Here is a 17,965-nt window from a genome sequence, read left to right as displayed (position 1 = left end):
TGGTCGGTAAATGGACGAGTTACCCGGAGTTCATGCCCACGGGGAACTCTTGACACTCGTCCGTACGTACTATTACCGGCCATGTGTTCTTTGGTCGGTCAGGCACTACGGGGGAAATAAATGCGTCATTTCGGGCATGTTGCGCCCGCGGTCCGAGAGAGGCTGTTCTTCCGGGAGCCCTGTGTCTTCGGGGCGGATTCGCCCGCCCAGGTGCTTTCGGCCGCTCTCGGGGCGACTCTGTACAGCCCCGCCACCAGACCGAGGCTCGCCGACGACATCATCAAGCAGGTCGCGCGCGGGGTCGTGTCGATGGTGCTCTGCCTGGAGGACTCGATCGACGACTCCGAGGTCGTCGGTGCCGAGGAGAACCTGGTCAGGCAGTTCGCCGACCTCGAGGCGCGAGGTGCCGAGCTGCCCCTGCTCTTCATCCGGGTCCGGGAACCGGGGCAGGTCGTCGACCTGGTGCGCCGGCTCGGCAGCGCCGTCCGGTTGTTGTCTGGATTTGTACTTCCGAAGTTCACGGAAGAGCGTGGCACGCCCTTCATGGAGGCCGTATTCCAGGCCGAAAAGGCATGCGGGCGGCGACTGTTCGCGATGCCCGTTCTCGAATCGCCCGAGCTGCTGCACCTGGAGACACGCCGGGAAACTCTGCGGGGAATAGCCCGCACCGTCGACAAGTACCGCGAACGCGTGCTCGCGCTGCGGCTCGGCGTCACCGACTTCTGCTCGGCGTACGGGCTGCGCAGACCGCCCGACATGACGGCCTACGACGTACAGATCGTCGGCGCCGTCATCGCCGACGTCGTCAACGTGCTGGGCCGGGCGGACGGCACGGGCTTCACGATCACCGGACCGGTGTGGGAGTACTTCCGGCTCCAGGAGCGCATGTTCAAACCACAGCTGCGCCGCAGCCCCTTCCTGGAGGGCCGCGCCGAGGAGCTGCGCACGGCGCTGATCGAACACGACCTGGACGGTCTGCTGCGTGAGATCGAGCTGGACCGGGCCAACGGCCTCCTCGGCAAGACCTGCATCCATCCGTCGCACGTGGCGCCCGTGCACGCGCTGTCGGTGGTCAGTCACGAAGAATTCAGCGACGCCCAGGACATTCTGCGGCCGGAGCGCGACGGCGGTGGCGTCATGCGCTCCGCGTACACGAACAAGATGAACGAGGTGAAGCCGCACCGCGCCTGGGCCGAGCGGACCCTGCAGCGCGCCGAGGTCTTCGGCGTGGCACGGGAGGACGTCGGCTTCGTGGAGCTGCTGGCCGCGGGGGTCGTGGAGTGAGGTCCCCGGGTGAGGAGCGGACGACGGACATGGTGTGGTCGGGCAGCTGGGTGACGGAACGACTGGGCGTCGAACTGGTCGGTGACGGGAGGCCCGACGGCGACCGGGAGCTGCGGGAACTGCTGGGCCTCGCCCTGCGCCGCAACCCCAAGCGGGCCCATCTGCTCGTGTCGAACGTGCTCGGCAAGCACGTGCCGCAGAAGCCCTCCGTGGTGTACGGCGCCGGATTCGAGCTGGGCCGACGGGTGCGCGCACTCCTCGGCGAGGCCGAGGCGCGCCGAGCGGTCGTGCTCGGATACGCGGAGACGGCCACCGGCCTCGGACACGCGGTCGCGGACGGGCTGGGCGTGGCGCCGTACCTCCACTCGACGCGCCGACCGGTCGACGGAGTGGCGCGGGCGGGCGGCTTCGAGGAGTCGCACTCGCACGCCACCTCGCATCTGCTGCTCCCGGAGGACCCCGCCCTGCTGGCGGGCGGCCGGGGCGACGGCGAGGCACCGGACGCGGTCGCGGAGCAGTCGAGTGCCGCCGCCGGTGCGCCGCTGGTACTGGTGGACGACGAGTTCTCCACCGGCAACACCGTGCTCAACACCATCCGCGCCCTGCACGAGCGGTACCCGCGCGGACGGTACGTCGTCGTGGCCCTGGTGGACATGCGCTCGCCCGCCGACCGGATACGGCTGGCCGCGTTCGCCGCGGAGATCGGCGCACGCGTCGACCTGGTGGCGCGGTGCTCGGGCACGGTCACACTCCCGGACGGTGTCCTGGAGAAGGGCCGTGCGCTGGTCGCCGCGCAGGAGGAGGCCGGTTCCGGCGGCCGGGAGGCGCAGTCTCCCGGCCCGGAAGCGGAGTCCTCAGGCCCGGAGACGGACTCCCTCCACCCGGAAGCGGATTCTCCTGGTCCGGAGGCGGGATCCCCCGGTTCGAAGTCGGATTCTCCTGGTTCGGAGGCGGTCGTCGGGACGGAACGCCGCACGTGCACCCGGGTCGACCTCCGGTGGCCGACCGGTGTGCCCGACGGTGGGCGCCATGGTTTCACCCCCGCGCACCGGGCCGTCCTGGAACGGGCGCTCCCGGCCATGGCCGACCGTGTCGCGGCCGCACTGGACGGGGCCCGACGCGTACTGGTCCTCGGCTTCGAGGAGCTGATGTACGCACCTCTCCGACTGGCCGCGGCGCTGGAGGAGCGTACGGACGCCGAGGTGCGTTACTCGACGACCACGCGTTCCCCCGTCCTCGCCGTGGACGATCCGGGCTACGCGATACGCAGCCGGCTGGTCTTCCCGGCCCACGACAACCCGGCCGACGGGCCCGGCGACCGGTACGCGTACAACGTCGCGGGCGCCGGGTTCGACGCCGTGGTCGTGACGGTCGACTCCGCTGCCGACACGCCCGAACTCCACGCCCCCGACGGTCTGTTGGCGCGGCTCGCCGCCCACACCGACCACGTCCTGCTCGCGGTCGTCCCGTCGTACGTCCCCTCGTACGCCCCGTCGTGCATCCCTTCGCGCGCCCCCGACCCGTACGTCTCCGACCCCGGCGCCCCCGACCCGTGCGTGTCCGATTCACCCGACGCGTACGTGTCCGACTCATACGTCTCCGAACGGCAGGAGCCCCCCACCGTGCTGCCCGAGCCCCTCCGAGGCCCAGCGTTCTCCTCCTACGCGCCGGACGAGGTCGGCTGGCTGCTCCAGGACCTCTCGCACGTGGAACTGGAGGCGCCGGTCGAGGAACGCGAGGAGGCGATACAGAGCGGTGGCGCGCACTACGCCGAGTCGCTGCCCGTCGAGTACCAGCCGTCCGCCCGGTACCAGAGCCTGTTCAAGGCGGCGCTGGAGCTGTCGGCCGCCCGCGTCGCCCGTGCCGTCGGCACCGTCACCGAGACCGTTCTCGCCGAGCGCACCCCACGCCCCGTCCTGGTCTCGCTCGTCAGGGCCGGCACCCCCGTCGGCATCCTCATGCGCCGCTGGGCCCGCCATCGCCACGGCCTCGACCTGCCGCACTACGCCGTCTCCATCGTGCGCGGCCGAGGCATCGACGCCAACGCCCTGCGCTGGCTGGCCGCCCACCACGACCCGGCCGACGTCGTCTTCGTCGACGGCTGGACCGGCAAGGGGGCGATCACCCGCGAACTCGCCGAGGCCCTGGCCGAGTTCGACGGAACGAAGGGGTCGGAGGAGGCCGAGGGCGTCGTGAGGGCCGGTGGCTCCGGGGGCTTCGATCCGGAGATCGCGGTCCTGGCCGACCCGGGTGGTTGCGTGCGCACCTACGGCACCCGCGAGGACTTCCTGATCCCGTCGGCCTGCCTCAACTCCACTGTTTCCGGGCTGGTCTCGCGTACGGTCCTCCGCTCCGACCTGGTCGGTCCCGACGACTTCCACGGCGCGAAGTTCTACCGGGAACTCGCGGACAGCGATGTGTCCGGCCACTTCCTCGACACCGTCACCGCGTGCTTCGACGAGGTCGCCGACGCCGTGGACACGGAGGCCGCGGCACTGCTCGCCGCCGACCGGACCCCCACCTGGGAGGGCTGGGCCGCGGTGGAACGCATCAGCGAGGAGCAGGGCATCCACGACGTGAACCTGGTCAAGCCGGGCGTCGGCGAGACCACCCGCGTACTGCTCCGCCGTGTCCCGTGGAAGGTCCTCGCCAGGCGCGGCGCGGGCGCGGACCTCGACCACATCCGGCTGCTGGCGCGGCAGCGCGGGGTGCCGATCGAGGAGGTCGACGAACTCCCGTACACCTGCGTCGGGTTGATCCACCCGAAGTACACGCGGGGGGCGACCGGCGCGAACGGCAGGGCGGTGGAGGCGAAGTGACCGCACCGGACACGTCCCGCGCCGCCACGACACTGGTCGCCAGCGATCTCGACCGCACCCTGATCTACTCCGCGGCGGCGCTCCGGCTCGCCGTGCCGGACGCCGAGGCCCCCCGCCTGCTCTGCGTGGAGGTGTACGAGCACAAGCCGCTCTCCTACCTGACCGAGACGGCGGCGGCGCTGCTCGGTGAACTGGCCCGCACCACCGTCTTCGTCCCCGCGACCACCCGTACCCGTGAGCAGTACGGGCGTGTCCGCCTCCCCGGCCCCGTACCCCGGTTCGCGATCTGTGCCAACGGCGGGCACCTTCTCGTCGACGGCGAGTCCGACCGCGACTGGCAGGCCCGGGTCTCCCGCAGGCTCGCCGCCGAGTCGGCCTCGCTCGCCGAGGTCCGCGCCCGTCTCCTGGCCGCGGCCGACCCCGCCTGGGTGCTCAAGGAACGCGTGGCCGAGGACCTCTTCGCGTACCTCGTCGTGGAACGCTCGCTGCTGCCCGACGGCTGGGTCGAGGAGCTGGGGGAGTGGGCGGGGAGCCGCGGCTGGACGGTCTCTCTCCAGGGCCGCAAGATCTACGCCGTACCGGCCCCGCTCACCAAGAGCGCCGCCATGCGCGAGGTCGCCCGGCGCACGGGTGCCACGCGCACCCTCGCGGCCGGTGACAGCTTTCTCGACGCCGATCTGCTCCTGGCCGCCGACCACGCCTGGCGTCCGGCCCACGGAGAACTCGCCGAAGCCGGCTGGAACGCCCCGCACGTCCAGGTGACGGCCGAGGACGGGGTGGCCGCGGGCGAGGCGATCCTCCGGCATCTCCTGCGGGCTTCGGGCCCGGACCTCCTCCCGGGGCCCCGTCCGGAGCGGACGCGCTGAACCGGGGCGTGCGCTGCGCGCTGACACCGGGCGCGTACTGAGCCGGGGCGCGTGCTGGCACCCGGCGTGCTGAACCGGGCGTGCGTTCCGGGACGTGCGCCGGCACCGGGGCGTGCGCCGGCATCGACTCGTGCGCTGCGCCGGGTGGGGGACACGGCGATCCGGAGAGCCGGGCCTGGAGGGCACTCAGGCCCTGGGAAGATCCGGAGCCCGGGGAGAATCAGGCCCGGGGGAGCCCCGGGGTCCGGGGCCCGGGAGACCCAGGACCCGGGGGCCGAACAGTGGGACCGAACAGGAGCGCGTGATGACCAAGGGCAACGAGACCAAGATCACGGACGAGCTGTACGCGTACATGCTGGCCCACAACCCGCCGCTCGACGCGGTGCAGCGGGAGCTGGTCGAGACCACGTACGCCCGTCTGCCCGAGCAGGCGGGCATGCAGTCCGCCGAGGAGCAGGCCCCGCTGCTCGCCTTCCTCGTCCGGCTGACCGGGGCCCGGCACATCGTGGAGGTCGGCACGTTCACCGGCTTCTCCGCCCTGGCGATGGCGCGCGCACTGCCCGCCGACGGGCGGCTGATCGCCTGCGACATCTCGGAGGAGTGGACCGCTTACGGCCGTGAGGCGTGGGAGCGGGCCGGAGTCGCCGACCGGATCGACCTCCGTATCGCCCCTGCGCTCGACACGCTGCGGGCGATGCCGGCCGAGCCGCACATCGACCTCGCCTATCTGGACGCGGACAAGGGCAACTACATCGCGTACTGGGAGGAGTTGGTGCCCCGGATGCGGCCGGGCGGCCTCCTCGTCACGGACAACGTGCTCTTCCACGGTCTGGTGACCGATCCGCGGGCGACCGGCAGTGCGGCGGCGATCCAGGCGTTCAACGATCACGTGGCCGCCGATCCCCGGATGGACAGCGTGATGCTGACCGTGTCCGACGGGCTGGGTCTCTCCCGCAAGCACTACTAGGGCGGGTTGCGAAAGTCCCGTCCGGCCTTCGGGCGGACGCGGGAGGACGCGCACCCGGGGCGGGGCTGTCCCACGACGCCCCCGCCCCGTTGCTGTGTCCCTGCGTCGCCGAAGCGCGCTCAGCCGCAGCAGCCGCCCCCGCAGCAGCCCCCGCCCCCGGCACCCGCCGACGGGGCGGCAGGTGCTGCCGACCTGGCGGACGCCCCTCCCACGGCGACGGTGGAGAGCAGCTTCACGGTGTCGGGGTGCCCGGCGGGGCAGGAGGCCGGGTCCGAGGACTGGGCCATCGGGCGGCTGAGTTCGAACGTGTCTCCGCAGGAGCGGCAGCGGTACTCGTAACGAGGCATGCCTCCAGGCTATCCGGCACCGGCCGACGGCAGGCGGACTCGACTCCGGCCCGCGACGGTGGCGGGCGCGGGCACACGGGCAGGCGTACGGGGCACGCGGAGAGGTGAGCGGAAGGGCGCGCTGAAAGGGAGTGGGAGGGCGTGCGGGTGTGCGTCAGGGGCGGTGGACGACCGGCATCGTCGCCGTTCTCCGATTCTCCCGCAGCTCGCGCTCGACCTCCTCCGGGTGGCGGGCCCGCCAGTACGGGTTGTCGTGAGGGAGCCCGCCGCTGACCCGCCCGTACATCCCGAAGACCATCAGCATCAGGCCGACCACGAAGCTGAACAGCACGTTCTGGAGGTGGAAGGCGAGGAAGTTGAAGCGGGTGTCGAGCAGCGCGAGGTTGACGAAGCCGCTGAGGATGAAGGCCACGCCCAGGATCATGTTGAGCGTCGAGGCGAAGTTGCCGCCGATGACCATTCCGGCGAAGAGCAGCAGGCCGACACAGACGGACAGGACGCTGAGCGCCCCGTTCGTGTTGAGGCCCGCGACGGTGGCGCCTCCGGTGTTGAAGAAGCCGATCCTGTCCATCAGCCCGAGGATCCCGAAGGCGAGCAGCACCAGTCCCATCAGCCCGGCCCCGACCCGGTAGACGCGGTTGAGCCGGTAATCGACCGGGAGGTGCTTGTCGAACCGGGTGGTTCTCGGGCGACCGCGTCGAGGAGTCCGGCGTCCGGTGGCGTGCAGTTCGTGGGTGGCCATGTCGGCCTCCTTGGGTGCCTCCTTCAGACGTACTCCCAGGATCCGCCGAGGGCGGCACGGGTGCACATCAGCACGGGTACGCATCCAGAAGGCATGTATACCCACGGAGGCCACGAGGCCACGAGGGCGTCGAGGGAGGGCATCAGGGTGCGAGGCGGCGCGCACCGGACTCCGGTGGACTACCGGGGCTCCGGTTGAACGGGGCCCGGGGCGGGCGGGAACCACGGCCGGACGGGCCGGACGGGCCGGATGGGGAGTTGCCTTTCCGACGGCCCTGATCAGGCGCCCGCGCCGCGCTCCTCGCGGATCTCCGAGACCACCCGCGCGGCCGTGTGCCGTACCGCCTCGGTCTCGGTGAGGAAGTGCCAGTAGTCCGGGTGGTGCTCGTCGAGTCCGGCGACGGCGCGCTCCAGCCGGGCCACCGCGTCGTCCAGCGGGCGGGCGTGCCGGGGATCGGGGGTGTTGCGTCCGGCCATGGCCAGGCGCTGGGCGTCCCTGATCGTGAACCGGGTCCGCTGGATCTCCTGCTGCGGATCCTTGGCCACGTCGTTCAGCCTGTTCAGCCGGTCGCCGGCCATGGATACCGCTTCGTCCGTGGCGTTCAGCAGGGCGCGTGCCGTGCTCAGGCGGGAGGTGGCGTCGGCCCACCGCTGTTCGTCCCGCGCCCGGGTGGCCTCCTTCAGCTTCTCCTCGGCCTGCCGCACGTTGACCGCCGTCTGCTCGGGGACCGGCTGGAGGTCCTGCCAGCACGCGGCCGAGAAACGCCGCCGCAGTTCGCTCAGCACCGGCTCCACCGAGGCCGCCCGGGTCGTCAGCGCCTGGGCGCGCGTACGCAGCGACACCAGCCGGTGGTCGATCTCCGCAGCCCGTGCGGGCAGCCGGTCCGCGTCGGCACGTACCGCCTCGGCGTCACGCAGCACCTGGTCGGCGCGTTGCAGGGTCTCCTGGACACCGTGCCGCCCGGCGCCCTCGTTGAGCTTGGTCAGCTCGGGGGCGAGGGCCGCCAGCCGCGCGGCGAGGTCGTCCGCTCGCAGCCCGGACGCCCGCACAGCGTCGAGAGCGTTGCTCGCACCGAGGAGCGCCTGCCGTGCCCGCTCCACGGCCGGTGCGAGCCGGGCGAGCTGCGTCTCCGCCTTGCCCAGGAGCGGCCCGAGGCCCCGCGCGAACCGGTCCAGCTCGCCCTTGACCCGTACCAGATCGTCCTTGGCCGCGGTCAGCTCCGTCCTGGCCCTGGCGGCGACGGCCGGCTCCAGACCGTCCCGGTCGAGATCATGCGCGTCGACCGCGGTGATGTACCGGTGGCTGACCTCGTCGATCCGCCGACCGAGGGCGTCGAAGTCGTCGACGGCCTTGCGCGCGTCGGGCGAACTGTCGACGGCGGTGATCGTCTCGATCGAGATCCGCAGATCGCGCTGGGCCGTGTCCAGCTCGTAGAAGGCGGCGGCCGCGGCGTCCTTCGCGGCCTGCGCGTCGGCGCGCTGGTTCCCGCCGCGCCCGCCGAACCAACGCCTCGTACCCCCGCCGGCGAACGCCGCGGGCAGGGCCGCCGCGAGCAGCGGCACCGGAAGCAGGGCCAGCGCGACAACGTCCCTGAACGCTCCGGGAGCGCTGCCCCCGGAACGCGCGACGGCGGAACTCCTGGAGTTCGAACGCCGGGCGGTGGTGCCCTTGGCGGTGGTGTCACCGACGGCGGAATCCCCACCCGCTCTCGACTGCGGCCGCGCGTGTGTCGCCGTCACATCCCTCTCCCGTGCCGTTCCGCCCTGCCCGGTACATTGTCCCACCAGGTATGGACGAACACACGGGCCGATCAGTTCGCGGTTCGAACCGTGATCCGGCCGTTGTTGCTCCGGGCCTCCACCACATGAGAGCTGTCGTCGCTGCGCGGCACGTCCACCGAGGTCCTTCCGTTGTGGGCGGTGGCGCTCACCGCGTACTTCACGGAACCGCTCGGCAGGCCGATGGTGATGCTCCCGTTGCGGCTGCGGGCCTTGACGAGATCCGGGGCGGAGGCGAAGCCGAGCCGGATCCTGCCGTTGTCGCACTTCGCCGACACGGACGCCGCCGAGATCCCTTCCGCGTCGAGGGTTCCGTTGTTGCTCTCCAGCGAGAGCGGCCCGCTGGAGTCCCGGACGGTGACGGTGCCGTTGTTGTTGCGCAGCTTGAGAGGCGTGTCGAAGCCGGACGCGGTGATCTTTCCGTTGCCGCCCTCGACGGTCACCGCCACGCCGCGCGGCACCTTCACCTGGTGCCGTGAGGAGCAGTCGCTGATCAGGGCCCGGCACTTCACCCGGAGGGTCAGTGTGCCGTCGCGCAGCCCCCACTGTGCTTCGGGCCCACTCCCGGCGAACACCCAGCCGTCGACGTGCCGGGTCACCTCGACCTCGCGCACATCGCCGGGCGTGAGTTCCAGCGTCGTGTTGGTGGCGTCGATGGTCAGCGCCTTCCCGGTTCCCCCGCCGAGGGCGAACGACTTGTGCTCGGCGGGCGCGTCACCGGGGTCCGAGCTCCCGCAGCCACTGACGGCGAGCCCCAGGAGCAGGGCCCCGCCGGACGCGATGAGAGCACGAGTGCGGACTGTCACGATGATCCATCCCCCACGGTTACGCCGGGTGGTCCCCAACGGTGTGACCTCACCGTACGTAGGCGACCCCGTCCGCCGGAATGCGGTCGGCCACCATGATCGGGGTGGGGATAACCCCCCCACCCGGCCCGGCCCGGGGCTTCGTTCACCGTCCCCGCACCGCCACCGCCGACGGGGCGACCGCTCAGGCCCCGCGCCGGTCGGCCCGGGACCGCTTGTGACCGTGGCCGATCGGCCATGTACCCTGTTGGTCCATCCACGGGTGCGTAGCTCAGGGGTAGAGCGCTGCTCTTACAAAGCAGATGTCGGCGGTTCGAAACCGTCCGCGCCCACCAGTACGAAGACCTTCGGGCCCTGCTCAGGCGGTGTTTCATCGCGGCAGGGCCCGAAGCGTTGACGGGGGCTCACGTGGGTTCGCGTGGGTTGGGATCGGAGTCACGTCTCCTGAAAATCCCCTAAGCGATCATGGAGATTGCCCAGGTAGATGGGAGCAATGACAGGGCTCCCTGACCGCAGCATGCTCAGGGAGCCCGCTTATCGCCGGACCCGTCCGGGGGGTCACCAGGTGCAGAGGCCGGCGCGTTCGTGGGGGTGCATCAGTCGATGGCGCCTGTGCCCGGTCTCGACCGCTTGAGTTCCTTGTTCCGAGGCATAGCGACACCTTTTCGAACACTCGTGCGGATTGTGTCCTGGCATCGAGTACGGCGCGAGCGACCCCCGGCTCGGGGTGCTGATCCTCATCGCCGAAGCGATCGGTGTGCCGCTCGAGAACCTCGTCAGGGACGAGTAGGCCCGGCCGACCGACGGGGGGCGGTCAGCCGGGGCGGATCAGGGACGCCATGCTGGCGCCAGCGACCGTAGGCGCGCGGTCCGGTCCCTCACCCGTGCCAAGAACCCCCGCTCATCGGCGGCCAGCTCGGCCAGCAGGTCCTGGTGAAACCGCCAGGCGTCGATGCTGATCTCGTACGAGCATCCGGCGCACCGGTACGCGTCGGCCTGCGACGGGTGCAGTCGTTCGGGACATCGAGGGCAGTTCACTGGTCTCCCCGTATCCGGGCATGGAGTTGCCGCAGCTCCAGCACGTCCACCAGCCGCCGACGTTCTGACTCATCTGCTTTCCGCACCTGGGGCACTGCACGGGCGCCTCCTCTCGGGGCAGGTCGGTGCGGTGGCAGGGGCAAGCGCACCGCCGGATCTCGATGGGAACCTCCCACTCCGGAGCCCCTGCCCGGCGGGTTACGCCCGGCCCCGGGCACTCCCCGTGCATACCGATGCGGCACGCGGGTGCGAGCCCCTCCCTGACCGGTGCCGGCGCGGTCACGGTTGCTCGCTGTACGGGCGCAGGCGGCGCTGTTCGCGGCACGGGGCGCATGCGTACAGCGCCACCGGGGGCCCGGACGACCGGTCCCCGTACTTGATCAGCACCGCCGTCTCAGACGAGCCCATGTGCCAGTGACACCATCCTGGATTCGCCGCGTTGACGGCCGCGGCCAGCCGGGTTCCCGACTCCATGACCAGGACCGTACGGGCGCTGATTGCTCGATTGTTCGCCGATTGCGCCAGATTGCACGGGCAACACATCGTGTTGGCCCAGGTTGCTCACGCCTCGTCCATAGAGCCCCTCGCCCGGGCGATCGCCCGGTGCGCCTGGCGGCCGTACACCGCCGACTCTGCCAGCCACTCCCACGCCCGTTCGTACAGCCGGATCGAGTCATCGTCGTCCAGCCACATCTCGGTGTTGATGGTCTCGACGATGACGAGCCGCTGATCGTAGATCCAGAATCCGTGTGACGGCGTCCGTCGCAGCTGTGCGCCGAACGGGATGATGCCGAGCTCCACCGTGTCCAGGCCGATGAGGGAGACGAGCCGGTCCAGCTGCGCCGCGTGCACCGAGACCGGGCAGACGCGCGCGTACAGGGCGCCCTCCCAGATCAAAAACCGAAGCCGCTTCCCCGGCTCGTACAGCGCCTCCTGTCGGCGTATACGGGCGCGTACGGCGTCCTCGATGTCGCGGGTGATCTGCCGAAACTCGGCGTTGGCCTCGAAGACGTGCCGGGCGTACTCGGCTGTCTGGAACAGGCCCGGGATCGTGGCCACTTCGACGCCGCGGATCGTCTGCGTCGCAGCCGTCTGCGCGATTGCCAGTTCCTGGCGCGCGCGGTGGCCGCCGGCGAGCTGACGGCGCCAGGACCGGTACTTCGTCTCCAGTCCGACCAGGCGGCCTTTCAACTCGCTTGCGGTATCCGGCCGACCTACCGCGTCCGCCCACGCGGTCAGGTCGGCAGCTGACGGGGTTTGCTTGCCGTTCTCCAGGCGGGACACCTTGGAGCGCTGCCAACCGAGCCCCGTGGCCAGGCTCTTGCCGTCCAGCCCAGCCTCGGCGCGCAGCTCTCGAAGGCGCGCGCCAAGGACGACTCGGGCGGTTTGGAAATCGGTGCTCACACGGTGGAACGTACCTGCCCGGCGAAGTCGGCGGTACGGGTGGCGTGGTGCCAGGCGGTGTCCCGGACCTGGCAGGCCGCCACGACCTCGGCGGGATCCTCGCTGACGATGACGCCAAGGGTGGTGTCGTGCTCGTCGAAGACGAACCGCACCAGGGTGCGGGAGTCAAAGAGCCAGAAGTCCCAGTCGGGCAGCCCGAAACGTACGGCGTCGGCGCGGCTGAGGTTGCGGATGTCCTCGCCCGCGGCGACGTTCCCAAGCCCGGACGCAAGAAGAAACCGCTGTCCTTCCGTCGGCGGGGCGTCGACGATCCGGACCCGTTCGAAACGCTTCCCGCGCGCGGTCTGCTCGGTGACGTTGCGGCGCCACTCGTCGGCCGGGTCGGCGGCGATATCCTCGCCCGCCTGCCAGCGCTGCCACTTCGGGCTGTTGCGGTCCGTGGCGTAACCGCGTCGAGTCTCCAGCCGCCAGGCGGTGTGCTTGAAGTCCCGGAAGAGGTGGGCGATGTCTGCAAAGGGCACCACGTCGGCGTGCTCGTGCCGTGGGGCGAAGCGGGTGAGGAGGTCACGGGGAACGATGACGAACGTCTCGCTGTCCTTGACGTCCCGGAGCTTCGCGAGGTGCTCAGGGTCGGTCACGCGGTCGCCCTGGACGAGAATGTCACCGGTCTCCTCGACCTCGTAGAGGGTGGGGCAGTCGCCGCCGTCGCTGGTCGTGCCGATGAACCTGAGCGTCACGTCGCCCTCCATCGTGACTTGTTGGTGAGTCCCAAGGATGCGATGGGTAGCGGCCGTGCGCCGGCGGATTGTGGGAAATTGCGGGCAGGCAGGCGTGCTGCCGGATTGCGCGCAATCGGATATGGCGCGTCTCGGGCGCGGTGGCCGGGGCCGGTCAGGCTCGGATGCGGGGGCGGCAGACGAGGCGTTCGTAGTCGGCAGGCGCCTGGTTGCCAACTACGCCGGTGAGGGCTTGACGCGCGAGCTGTACACCGACGTCGTACGCAACCATCGCAGCGCTTGATCCGCGCACGCACGAAACCGCCCCTTCTCGTGCGCGCTGCGGGAAAGGGCGAAACCCCGCAGGTGCGGGGAGCGGAACGGGCCGACGATCGGCTTGTTCGTCGTGTCGGGGCCACCCCCTGCGCGCGGGGACCAGGTGAGCGTTCGCGACTTCAGATTCCCCGGGCCGGGACCACCCCCGCACGCGCGGGGACCAGCGTATGCCGCATCGAGGACCTGCCCGACCTCTAGGACCACCCCCGCACGCGCGGGGACCAGAGGTCCTGGCAGGCCCGCTGGTCGACCTCATAGGGACCACCCCCGCACGCGCGGGGACCAGGCTTCTTGACCAGGGACGCTACCCGGCCAGGTATCGGTTTTTCTTCTGATTGCGCCGGAAGGCGCTCTTAGCGGGCACCTGATCAGATGACTCCTCGGGAGCCCGACGTTCTGCCGCTGTCTCCCGCACTAACGTCACCGGCACCCCCATCACTTCGCGGCGGATCCGCGCTGCGAGTCGATCCCTGGAGTGACGCCATGCGCCGTACCACTGCTGTCTTCGCAGGAGCTGCTGTTCTGTCGGCCGTCTTCGCCTCCCAGGCCGTCGCGGCACCCGCCGAGATCGTCGCCCCTAACGCCAGGGCTGCAGCCGATGTGGACTTCGACGGCGAACTGCTGAGGCAGAAGAACGTGGTCGACAGCTTCCAATACGGCCCGGGCGTCTACTGCGTCATCGTCGACCCGACCGCCGGCATCAACCTGCCCAGCGCCCTGATCCTGGCCAATGCCCAGATCCACGCCGACAGCGTCGTGACGATTGGGGAGCCCACCACCTCGTGTGACAGCCGGAGGGACGCCATCACCGTGGTGACCCTCAAGAACGGCCTGCCCGCGTCCTCCAGCTTCACCATCGCGATCCTGTAGCTGCGACGATATCGGCGCGATCGGGAGGACGGCCGTGGGTGATCCTCCCCGTGCCGAGGAGCCTACGGCCAGGACATAACGGTTCCGTCGACAACGATAAGGCCGCACCGTCGGCACGAAACCGCCCCTCCCGCAGCGCGGGAGGGGCGGGGTTACTTCTGGGCGGCCTGCCACAGGGCCACGGCGAGGCAGATCACCCCGACCGGGGCGGCGAGGGATGGCAGCGGCCACCGCGCGCTCCAACGAGTCGAGCCGGGTCTCGTGGTCGGCGAGCTGCCGGTCGGTCTGGTCGCCCCGCTGTACGAGCAGGGCGAGGTTGCCGTCGACGCGGGCGAAGTCAACAAAACCCGGGTCAACGGCGCCCTGGCCCCCGGTCGACTACGACCGGGGGCCCTCTCCAGATCACGAACACGTGGCTGTCGCACCGCCGAGGAGCCGCTTCACCTCGCGTGAACGCAACGCCCGGTGGGCTCAGGGCATGAGGCTGACCCTCACGTCCTCTCGGTGCCGACGCGCTCGTCGGCCACGGTCCGTTCGATCGCGTTCTCGACAGCGGCGACGACGGTGGCGGTGTCCGCGCCCTTGCCGAGTTGTCCGGCGAGGGCCGCGATCGCGGCGGTCTGGGCGGCCAGCCGTTTGTCCATGGAACGGATGCGGGCCTGCATGTCCTTGAGGATCGACTGCGCCTGCCACGTCGGGTTCGTCTTGTGGTCCGCCGCGTCGGTCGGGCCGGCGATCGCGTCGGTCTTCCACACGGCGTCGAAGATGTCCTTCTTGGTGATCCCCGCCATGGGGTCCTCCTCGTTCGGGTTCCAGTTCGCCGGGTGCTTCAGGCGCTCGGCCACGTCGGTGCGGAGCTTGACCATGGTGAAGCCGCGGGGGTCGACCTTGTCGGAGCTCCATTCCAGGTGGCCGATGACGGACTTGGCCGACCAGCCGTGCGCCCGGCACAGGGCGGCCTGGACGCGGACGATCGCGTCGTACTGCGCCTTGGGCCAGGGGTCCTTGCCGTCGCCGAGGTTCTCGCACTCCCAGCCGTAGAACCGGGCGTTGCCGTCGGTCCCGTTGGCGTTGCCCTTGGTGGGCGGGGTCGGACGGCTGCCGTACGACTCGGCGATCACCTGGTCCAGGACCCGCGGGTCGCCGCCCCCGGCGTGGTTCGCGCGGCCCCAGCCGACCATGTGGACCCGGCCGTCCTTCGCGATCATCCCGTGGCAGAGCGGGCCGGGCAGGGACGAGTACCCGTCACGGACCATGGCCACGGTGGACGCGGTGCCCTTGGTGACCGTGTGGTGCACGATCGATCCGTTGACGGGGCCCCACGCGCCCTTTGAATTTCGGTTGTGCGTACGCCAGTTGCCGACCTCGACGACACGGACGCCCTCGGCGCGCAGCGCGGATATGACCTGTGCCGCACTCAGAGGCTTTGCCACGGAATCTCCTTTCGCCCTGCGGTGTGCGCGGCATTCCGGAACCGGTCCGCGCATCCGTCGGCCGTTCTGTTCACCGACTCCACTCCTCCGCCCGGTACTTGCCCGGAACACGGGCCGCAGCATGTGGAATCCGCCGCCCTCACCCTGTACTTCGTGCCGTTCGTCGACATCCGTACGGACATGGTCCGTTCCCGGCGGGACGAGCGGCTCGTACGAGTTGCATACCCCTGCCGTGACGGCCGGACTCGTCCCCGCGGTTCCGGTTAGGGCGTGTTTCGAAAGCGCCGCGGGCCCCGTCCTTCGGGCGGACGACGCTACTTTCGAAACACGTCCTGGTCCCGCGACGGGTCGGGGCCGGACTCCCGCGTGCGCCGGGCGCGCAGTTCGACCGCGTCCAGCAACAGCGCCAGGGTGGTCTCGAAGTGGTCGTCCTCGTCGGCCTCGGCCAGGTAGGGGGCGGCGGACGCCAGATACGGGTAGCGGGTGGGGGAGGCCACGAGGTACTCGCGCCGCCAGGCCATCCGGTCGCCCTCCCGGGCCTCGGGGTCCAGCGCGGCGAAGGACGCCTCGAACGCGCCCATCGCCAGGGACGTGTCGACGAGAGCGCGGTAGTAGCGGGCGGCCTCCCGGTCGTCGAAGCCGGCCCGCCGGAGCGCGCCGATGACCGTGTCCGCGCCCCGGAACTCGGCCCCGCGGCGCGAGACCCGGGAGGTGACCAGAACGGCGATACGGGGATGCGCCAGACACACGCGCCGCATCCGCCGCGCGAGGGAGGCCAGGGTGTCGCGCCAGTCCTCGCTCGCCTCGAAGCCGTCGATCGCCTCGGCGATCAGCCGTTCGGCCAGCCCGAGGAGGATGTCGTCCTTGCTGGAGAAGTGGCGCAGCACCGCCGTGTGGTTGGAACCGAGGTCCGCACCCAGGCGGCGCAGGGTCAGCGCGTCCGGACCCTCGCGTTCGATCACCGACGCCGCGGCGTCCAGGATCCGGTCCTGGGACAGGGCCGCCTTGGGCGGTCTGCCGCGTCGGGACCTGGGCTCCGGGGCGTCCGTGGTCCCGGGATCTTTCATGCCGTCATCCTAAGGGCTGTCCCGTGCCCCCCGAGGGCTGTCCCGTGCCCCCCGGCGGGCGCCCATCGACAGCTGCGGCACCTCGCCGCGTCGTCGGAACACCCGCATGCGTGCCGTATGCGGGCGTCCCTCCGTCTTGCGATGCACCACGTCCGAGGCCGCGCGCCGATCCGCCACGGACCATCGGGAGAGCCCTCGGGGCGTGCCTTCCGGGCGGCAGCGACCGGTCGGCGGCGACCGGCCGGGGCGTGGTCAGTTCGACGTGGCCTCCAGATGCGTCACCAGCGCCGACACGGCCGCCACGGTCTCGGCGTCCCGGTCCGGGTCGTCCGCCGTGGGCCACGCGCTGGTCTTGATCACCACCACGTCCGCCACCGGGTCCACCCACAGGTACTGGCCGTGGATCCCGATCCCCGTGAACGCCCGGTGCGGGCCGCCCAGGGTCCACCACTGGTTCGCGTACCCGTAGTGGCCGGGGTGGTCGCCCAGCGCGCCCACCTCCAGGTGGGGCAGCCCGGCGCCACGGCCGCGCTCGACCCATGCCTCGGGCACCACCTGGACGTCACCGACACGGCCACCGCGCGCCATCAGCAGTCCCACGCGCGCCAGGTCCCGCACGGTCGCGTTGAACGTTCCACCGCCGACGGCCGTACGCGGCCTGCTGCGCGACAGCGCGTAGAAGGCGTCGTGCTCCGCGCCGATCCTGCTCCACAGCCGCTCGGTCGCGTACCGCGCCAGCGACGTGCCGGTCGCCGCCTCCAGCACCCAGCCCAGGACCTGGGTGTCGAGCGTGGAGTAGTTGAACCACGTCCCCGGTGCCGCGGCGGTCTCCACCGAGCGGACCGCCTCCAGCACGGTGCCGCGCCCCGTCACCGCGCGCATCAGCCGGTTGACCGGGGCGTCGGGGTCCTCGTAGTCCTCGATCCCGCCCGCTCCGCTGGTCATGTGGAGCAGGTCCTCGACGGTCGGCCCGTCGAACGCCGAGCCCGCCAGTTCGGGGCAGTACGTCACCACCTTGTCCGCGAGCGAGCCGATCGCGCCCTCCTCCAGAGCGATGCCGATCAGCATCGACGTCACCGACTTCGACAGCGAGAACAGTTGGAAGCGTCGTCCGGGAGCGGCGAACCGTCCCGGATAGTCCTCGTGCACGAGGTCGCCCCGGTGCAGCACCGCGAAGCCGGTCGTGCGGGTCCGCTCGTGCAGGTCCGCCAGTGTGCGCGGGGTGCCGCCGAAGTCGTAGCGGAAGTCCGCGAGCGGGCGCGGACGGTTCGGCAGTTCGTACACCGGGCCGGAACGCGCGACCGTCTCCGTGGGCAGCACGAGCGACATGTGCGTGAACGTCCATTCGTTCACCGGCCGCCGCATCGCCAGTTCGTCCTGGTGCCGCCACACCCACGCCAGTCCGGCCCCCGCCGCGACCCCCGCCGCCGCGGCCGCCCACCGCATCCCACTCGCCATCGCGCGCACCTCGTGATCCGCAGACAAATTTTGA

15 protein-coding genes, 1 tRNA gene and 1 pseudogene are annotated in these 17,965 nt (G+C 71.0%); 6 read left to right on the top strand and 11 right to left on the bottom strand.

All coding sequences use genetic code 11. The features are described from left to right. The first annotated feature begins 120 nt into the window (after positions 1–120). The 4 genes from AB0E67_RS08815 (at position 121) to AB0E67_RS08800 (ending at position 5,936) form a co-directional block, all read left to right on the top strand. Positions 121–1,284 carry an HpcH/HpaI aldolase/citrate lyase family protein gene (locus AB0E67_RS08815; RefSeq protein ID WP_362022834.1) on the top strand — a complete coding sequence of 388 codons (1,164 nt, stop codon included), beginning with the start codon at positions 121–123 and terminating at the stop codon, positions 1,282–1,284. Between the two features lie 29 nt (positions 1,285–1,313). Beyond that, entirely contained in the window at positions 1,314–4,103 is a 2,790-nt protein-coding gene (locus AB0E67_RS08810) for a phosphoribosyltransferase (RefSeq protein WP_362022831.1), read from the top strand. Continuing rightward, positions 4,100–4,969, top strand: a complete 870-nt coding sequence (locus AB0E67_RS08805; protein WP_362022828.1) for an HAD family hydrolase — start codon at positions 4,100–4,102, stop codon at positions 4,967–4,969. Before AB0E67_RS08810 ends, AB0E67_RS08805 begins: the two co-directional genes overlap by 4 nt. A 304-nt stretch (positions 4,970–5,273) precedes the next feature. Next, positions 5,274–5,936, top strand: coding sequence for an O-methyltransferase (locus tag AB0E67_RS08800; RefSeq protein WP_362022825.1), 663 nt, complete (start codon positions 5,274–5,276; stop codon positions 5,934–5,936). A gap of 119 nt (positions 5,937–6,055) precedes the next feature. Here AB0E67_RS08800 and AB0E67_RS08795 read toward each other — a convergent pair whose 3' ends face one another. From AB0E67_RS08795 to AB0E67_RS08780, 4 genes are all read right to left on the bottom strand, one after another. Next, positions 6,056–6,283 carry a zinc ribbon domain-containing protein gene (locus AB0E67_RS08795; RefSeq protein WP_362022823.1) on the bottom strand — a complete coding sequence of 76 codons (228 nt, stop codon included), beginning with the start codon at positions 6,281–6,283 and terminating at the stop codon, positions 6,056–6,058. Positions 6,284–6,437: 154 nt separating this feature from the next. Continuing rightward, positions 6,438–7,025: a DUF4383 domain-containing protein gene (locus tag AB0E67_RS08790; RefSeq protein WP_362022820.1), complete on the bottom strand. Its 588-nt coding sequence runs from the start codon at positions 7,023–7,025 to the stop codon at positions 6,438–6,440. A gap of 278 nt (positions 7,026–7,303) precedes the next feature. Next, entirely contained in the window at positions 7,304–8,602 is a 1,299-nt protein-coding gene (locus AB0E67_RS08785; RefSeq protein ID WP_362023584.1) for a hypothetical protein, read from the bottom strand. A gap of 233 nt (positions 8,603–8,835) precedes the next feature. Beyond that, complete coding sequence (locus tag AB0E67_RS08780) at positions 8,836–9,609, bottom strand: DUF4097 family beta strand repeat-containing protein (protein ID WP_362022818.1); 774 nt, start codon at positions 9,607–9,609, stop codon at positions 8,836–8,838. Positions 9,610–9,869: 260 nt separating this feature from the next. Here AB0E67_RS08780 and AB0E67_RS08775 point away from each other — a divergent pair. After that, a tRNA-Val gene (locus AB0E67_RS08775) sits at positions 9,870–9,944 on the top strand. A gap of 982 nt (positions 9,945–10,926) precedes the next feature. On the opposite strand, the gene AB0E67_RS08770 is transcribed toward AB0E67_RS08775, so the two are convergent. From AB0E67_RS08770 to AB0E67_RS08760, 3 genes are all read right to left on the bottom strand, one after another. Continuing rightward, complete coding sequence (locus tag AB0E67_RS08770) at positions 10,927–11,121, bottom strand: hypothetical protein (RefSeq protein WP_362022816.1); 195 nt, start codon at positions 11,119–11,121, stop codon at positions 10,927–10,929. 87 nt (positions 11,122–11,208) lie between these two features. Then, positions 11,209–12,051: a helix-turn-helix transcriptional regulator gene (locus AB0E67_RS08765; RefSeq protein WP_362022813.1), complete on the bottom strand. Its 843-nt coding sequence runs from the start codon at positions 12,049–12,051 to the stop codon at positions 11,209–11,211. Beyond that, positions 12,048–12,788, bottom strand: a complete 741-nt coding sequence (locus AB0E67_RS08760; RefSeq protein WP_362022810.1) for a DUF6879 family protein — start codon at positions 12,786–12,788, stop codon at positions 12,048–12,050. Before AB0E67_RS08760 ends, AB0E67_RS08765 begins: the two co-directional genes overlap by 4 nt. 798 nt (positions 12,789–13,586) lie before the next feature. Here AB0E67_RS08760 and AB0E67_RS08755 point away from each other — a divergent pair. Further along, positions 13,587–13,973 carry a hypothetical protein gene (locus AB0E67_RS08755; protein ID WP_362022808.1) on the top strand — a complete coding sequence of 129 codons (387 nt, stop codon included), beginning with the start codon at positions 13,587–13,589 and terminating at the stop codon, positions 13,971–13,973. Positions 13,974–14,125: 152 nt separating this feature from the next. Here AB0E67_RS08755 and AB0E67_RS08750 read toward each other — a convergent pair. The 4 genes and pseudogenes from AB0E67_RS08750 to AB0E67_RS08735 all read right to left on the bottom strand — a co-directional run. Beyond that, positions 14,126–14,321 (bottom strand): annotated as a pseudogene (locus AB0E67_RS08750) (hypothetical protein); the annotation flags it as partial. A 143-nt stretch (positions 14,322–14,464) separates the two neighbouring features. Next, complete coding sequence (locus AB0E67_RS08745; RefSeq protein ID WP_362022805.1) at positions 14,465–15,406, bottom strand: peptidoglycan recognition family protein; 942 nt, start codon at positions 15,404–15,406, stop codon at positions 14,465–14,467. 314 nt (positions 15,407–15,720) lie between these two features. Next, the gene (locus AB0E67_RS08740) at positions 15,721–16,473 is read right to left on the bottom strand and encodes a TetR/AcrR family transcriptional regulator (protein WP_362022802.1); all 753 of its coding nucleotides are present in this window, start codon (positions 16,471–16,473) and stop codon (positions 15,721–15,723) included. Positions 16,474–16,725: 252 nt separating this feature from the next. Next, entirely contained in the window at positions 16,726–17,931 is a 1,206-nt protein-coding gene (locus AB0E67_RS08735; protein WP_362022799.1) for a serine hydrolase, read from the bottom strand. Positions 17,932–17,965: the final 34 nt, after the last annotated feature.

The sequence above is a fragment of the Streptomyces sp. NPDC032161 genome (assembly GCF_040636995.1).
GTDB lineage: Bacteria > Actinomycetota > Actinomycetes > Streptomycetales > Streptomycetaceae > Streptomyces.
Note: the sequence above shows the minus strand (reverse complement) of the source record. Positions and strands in the feature narration are given on the sequence as shown.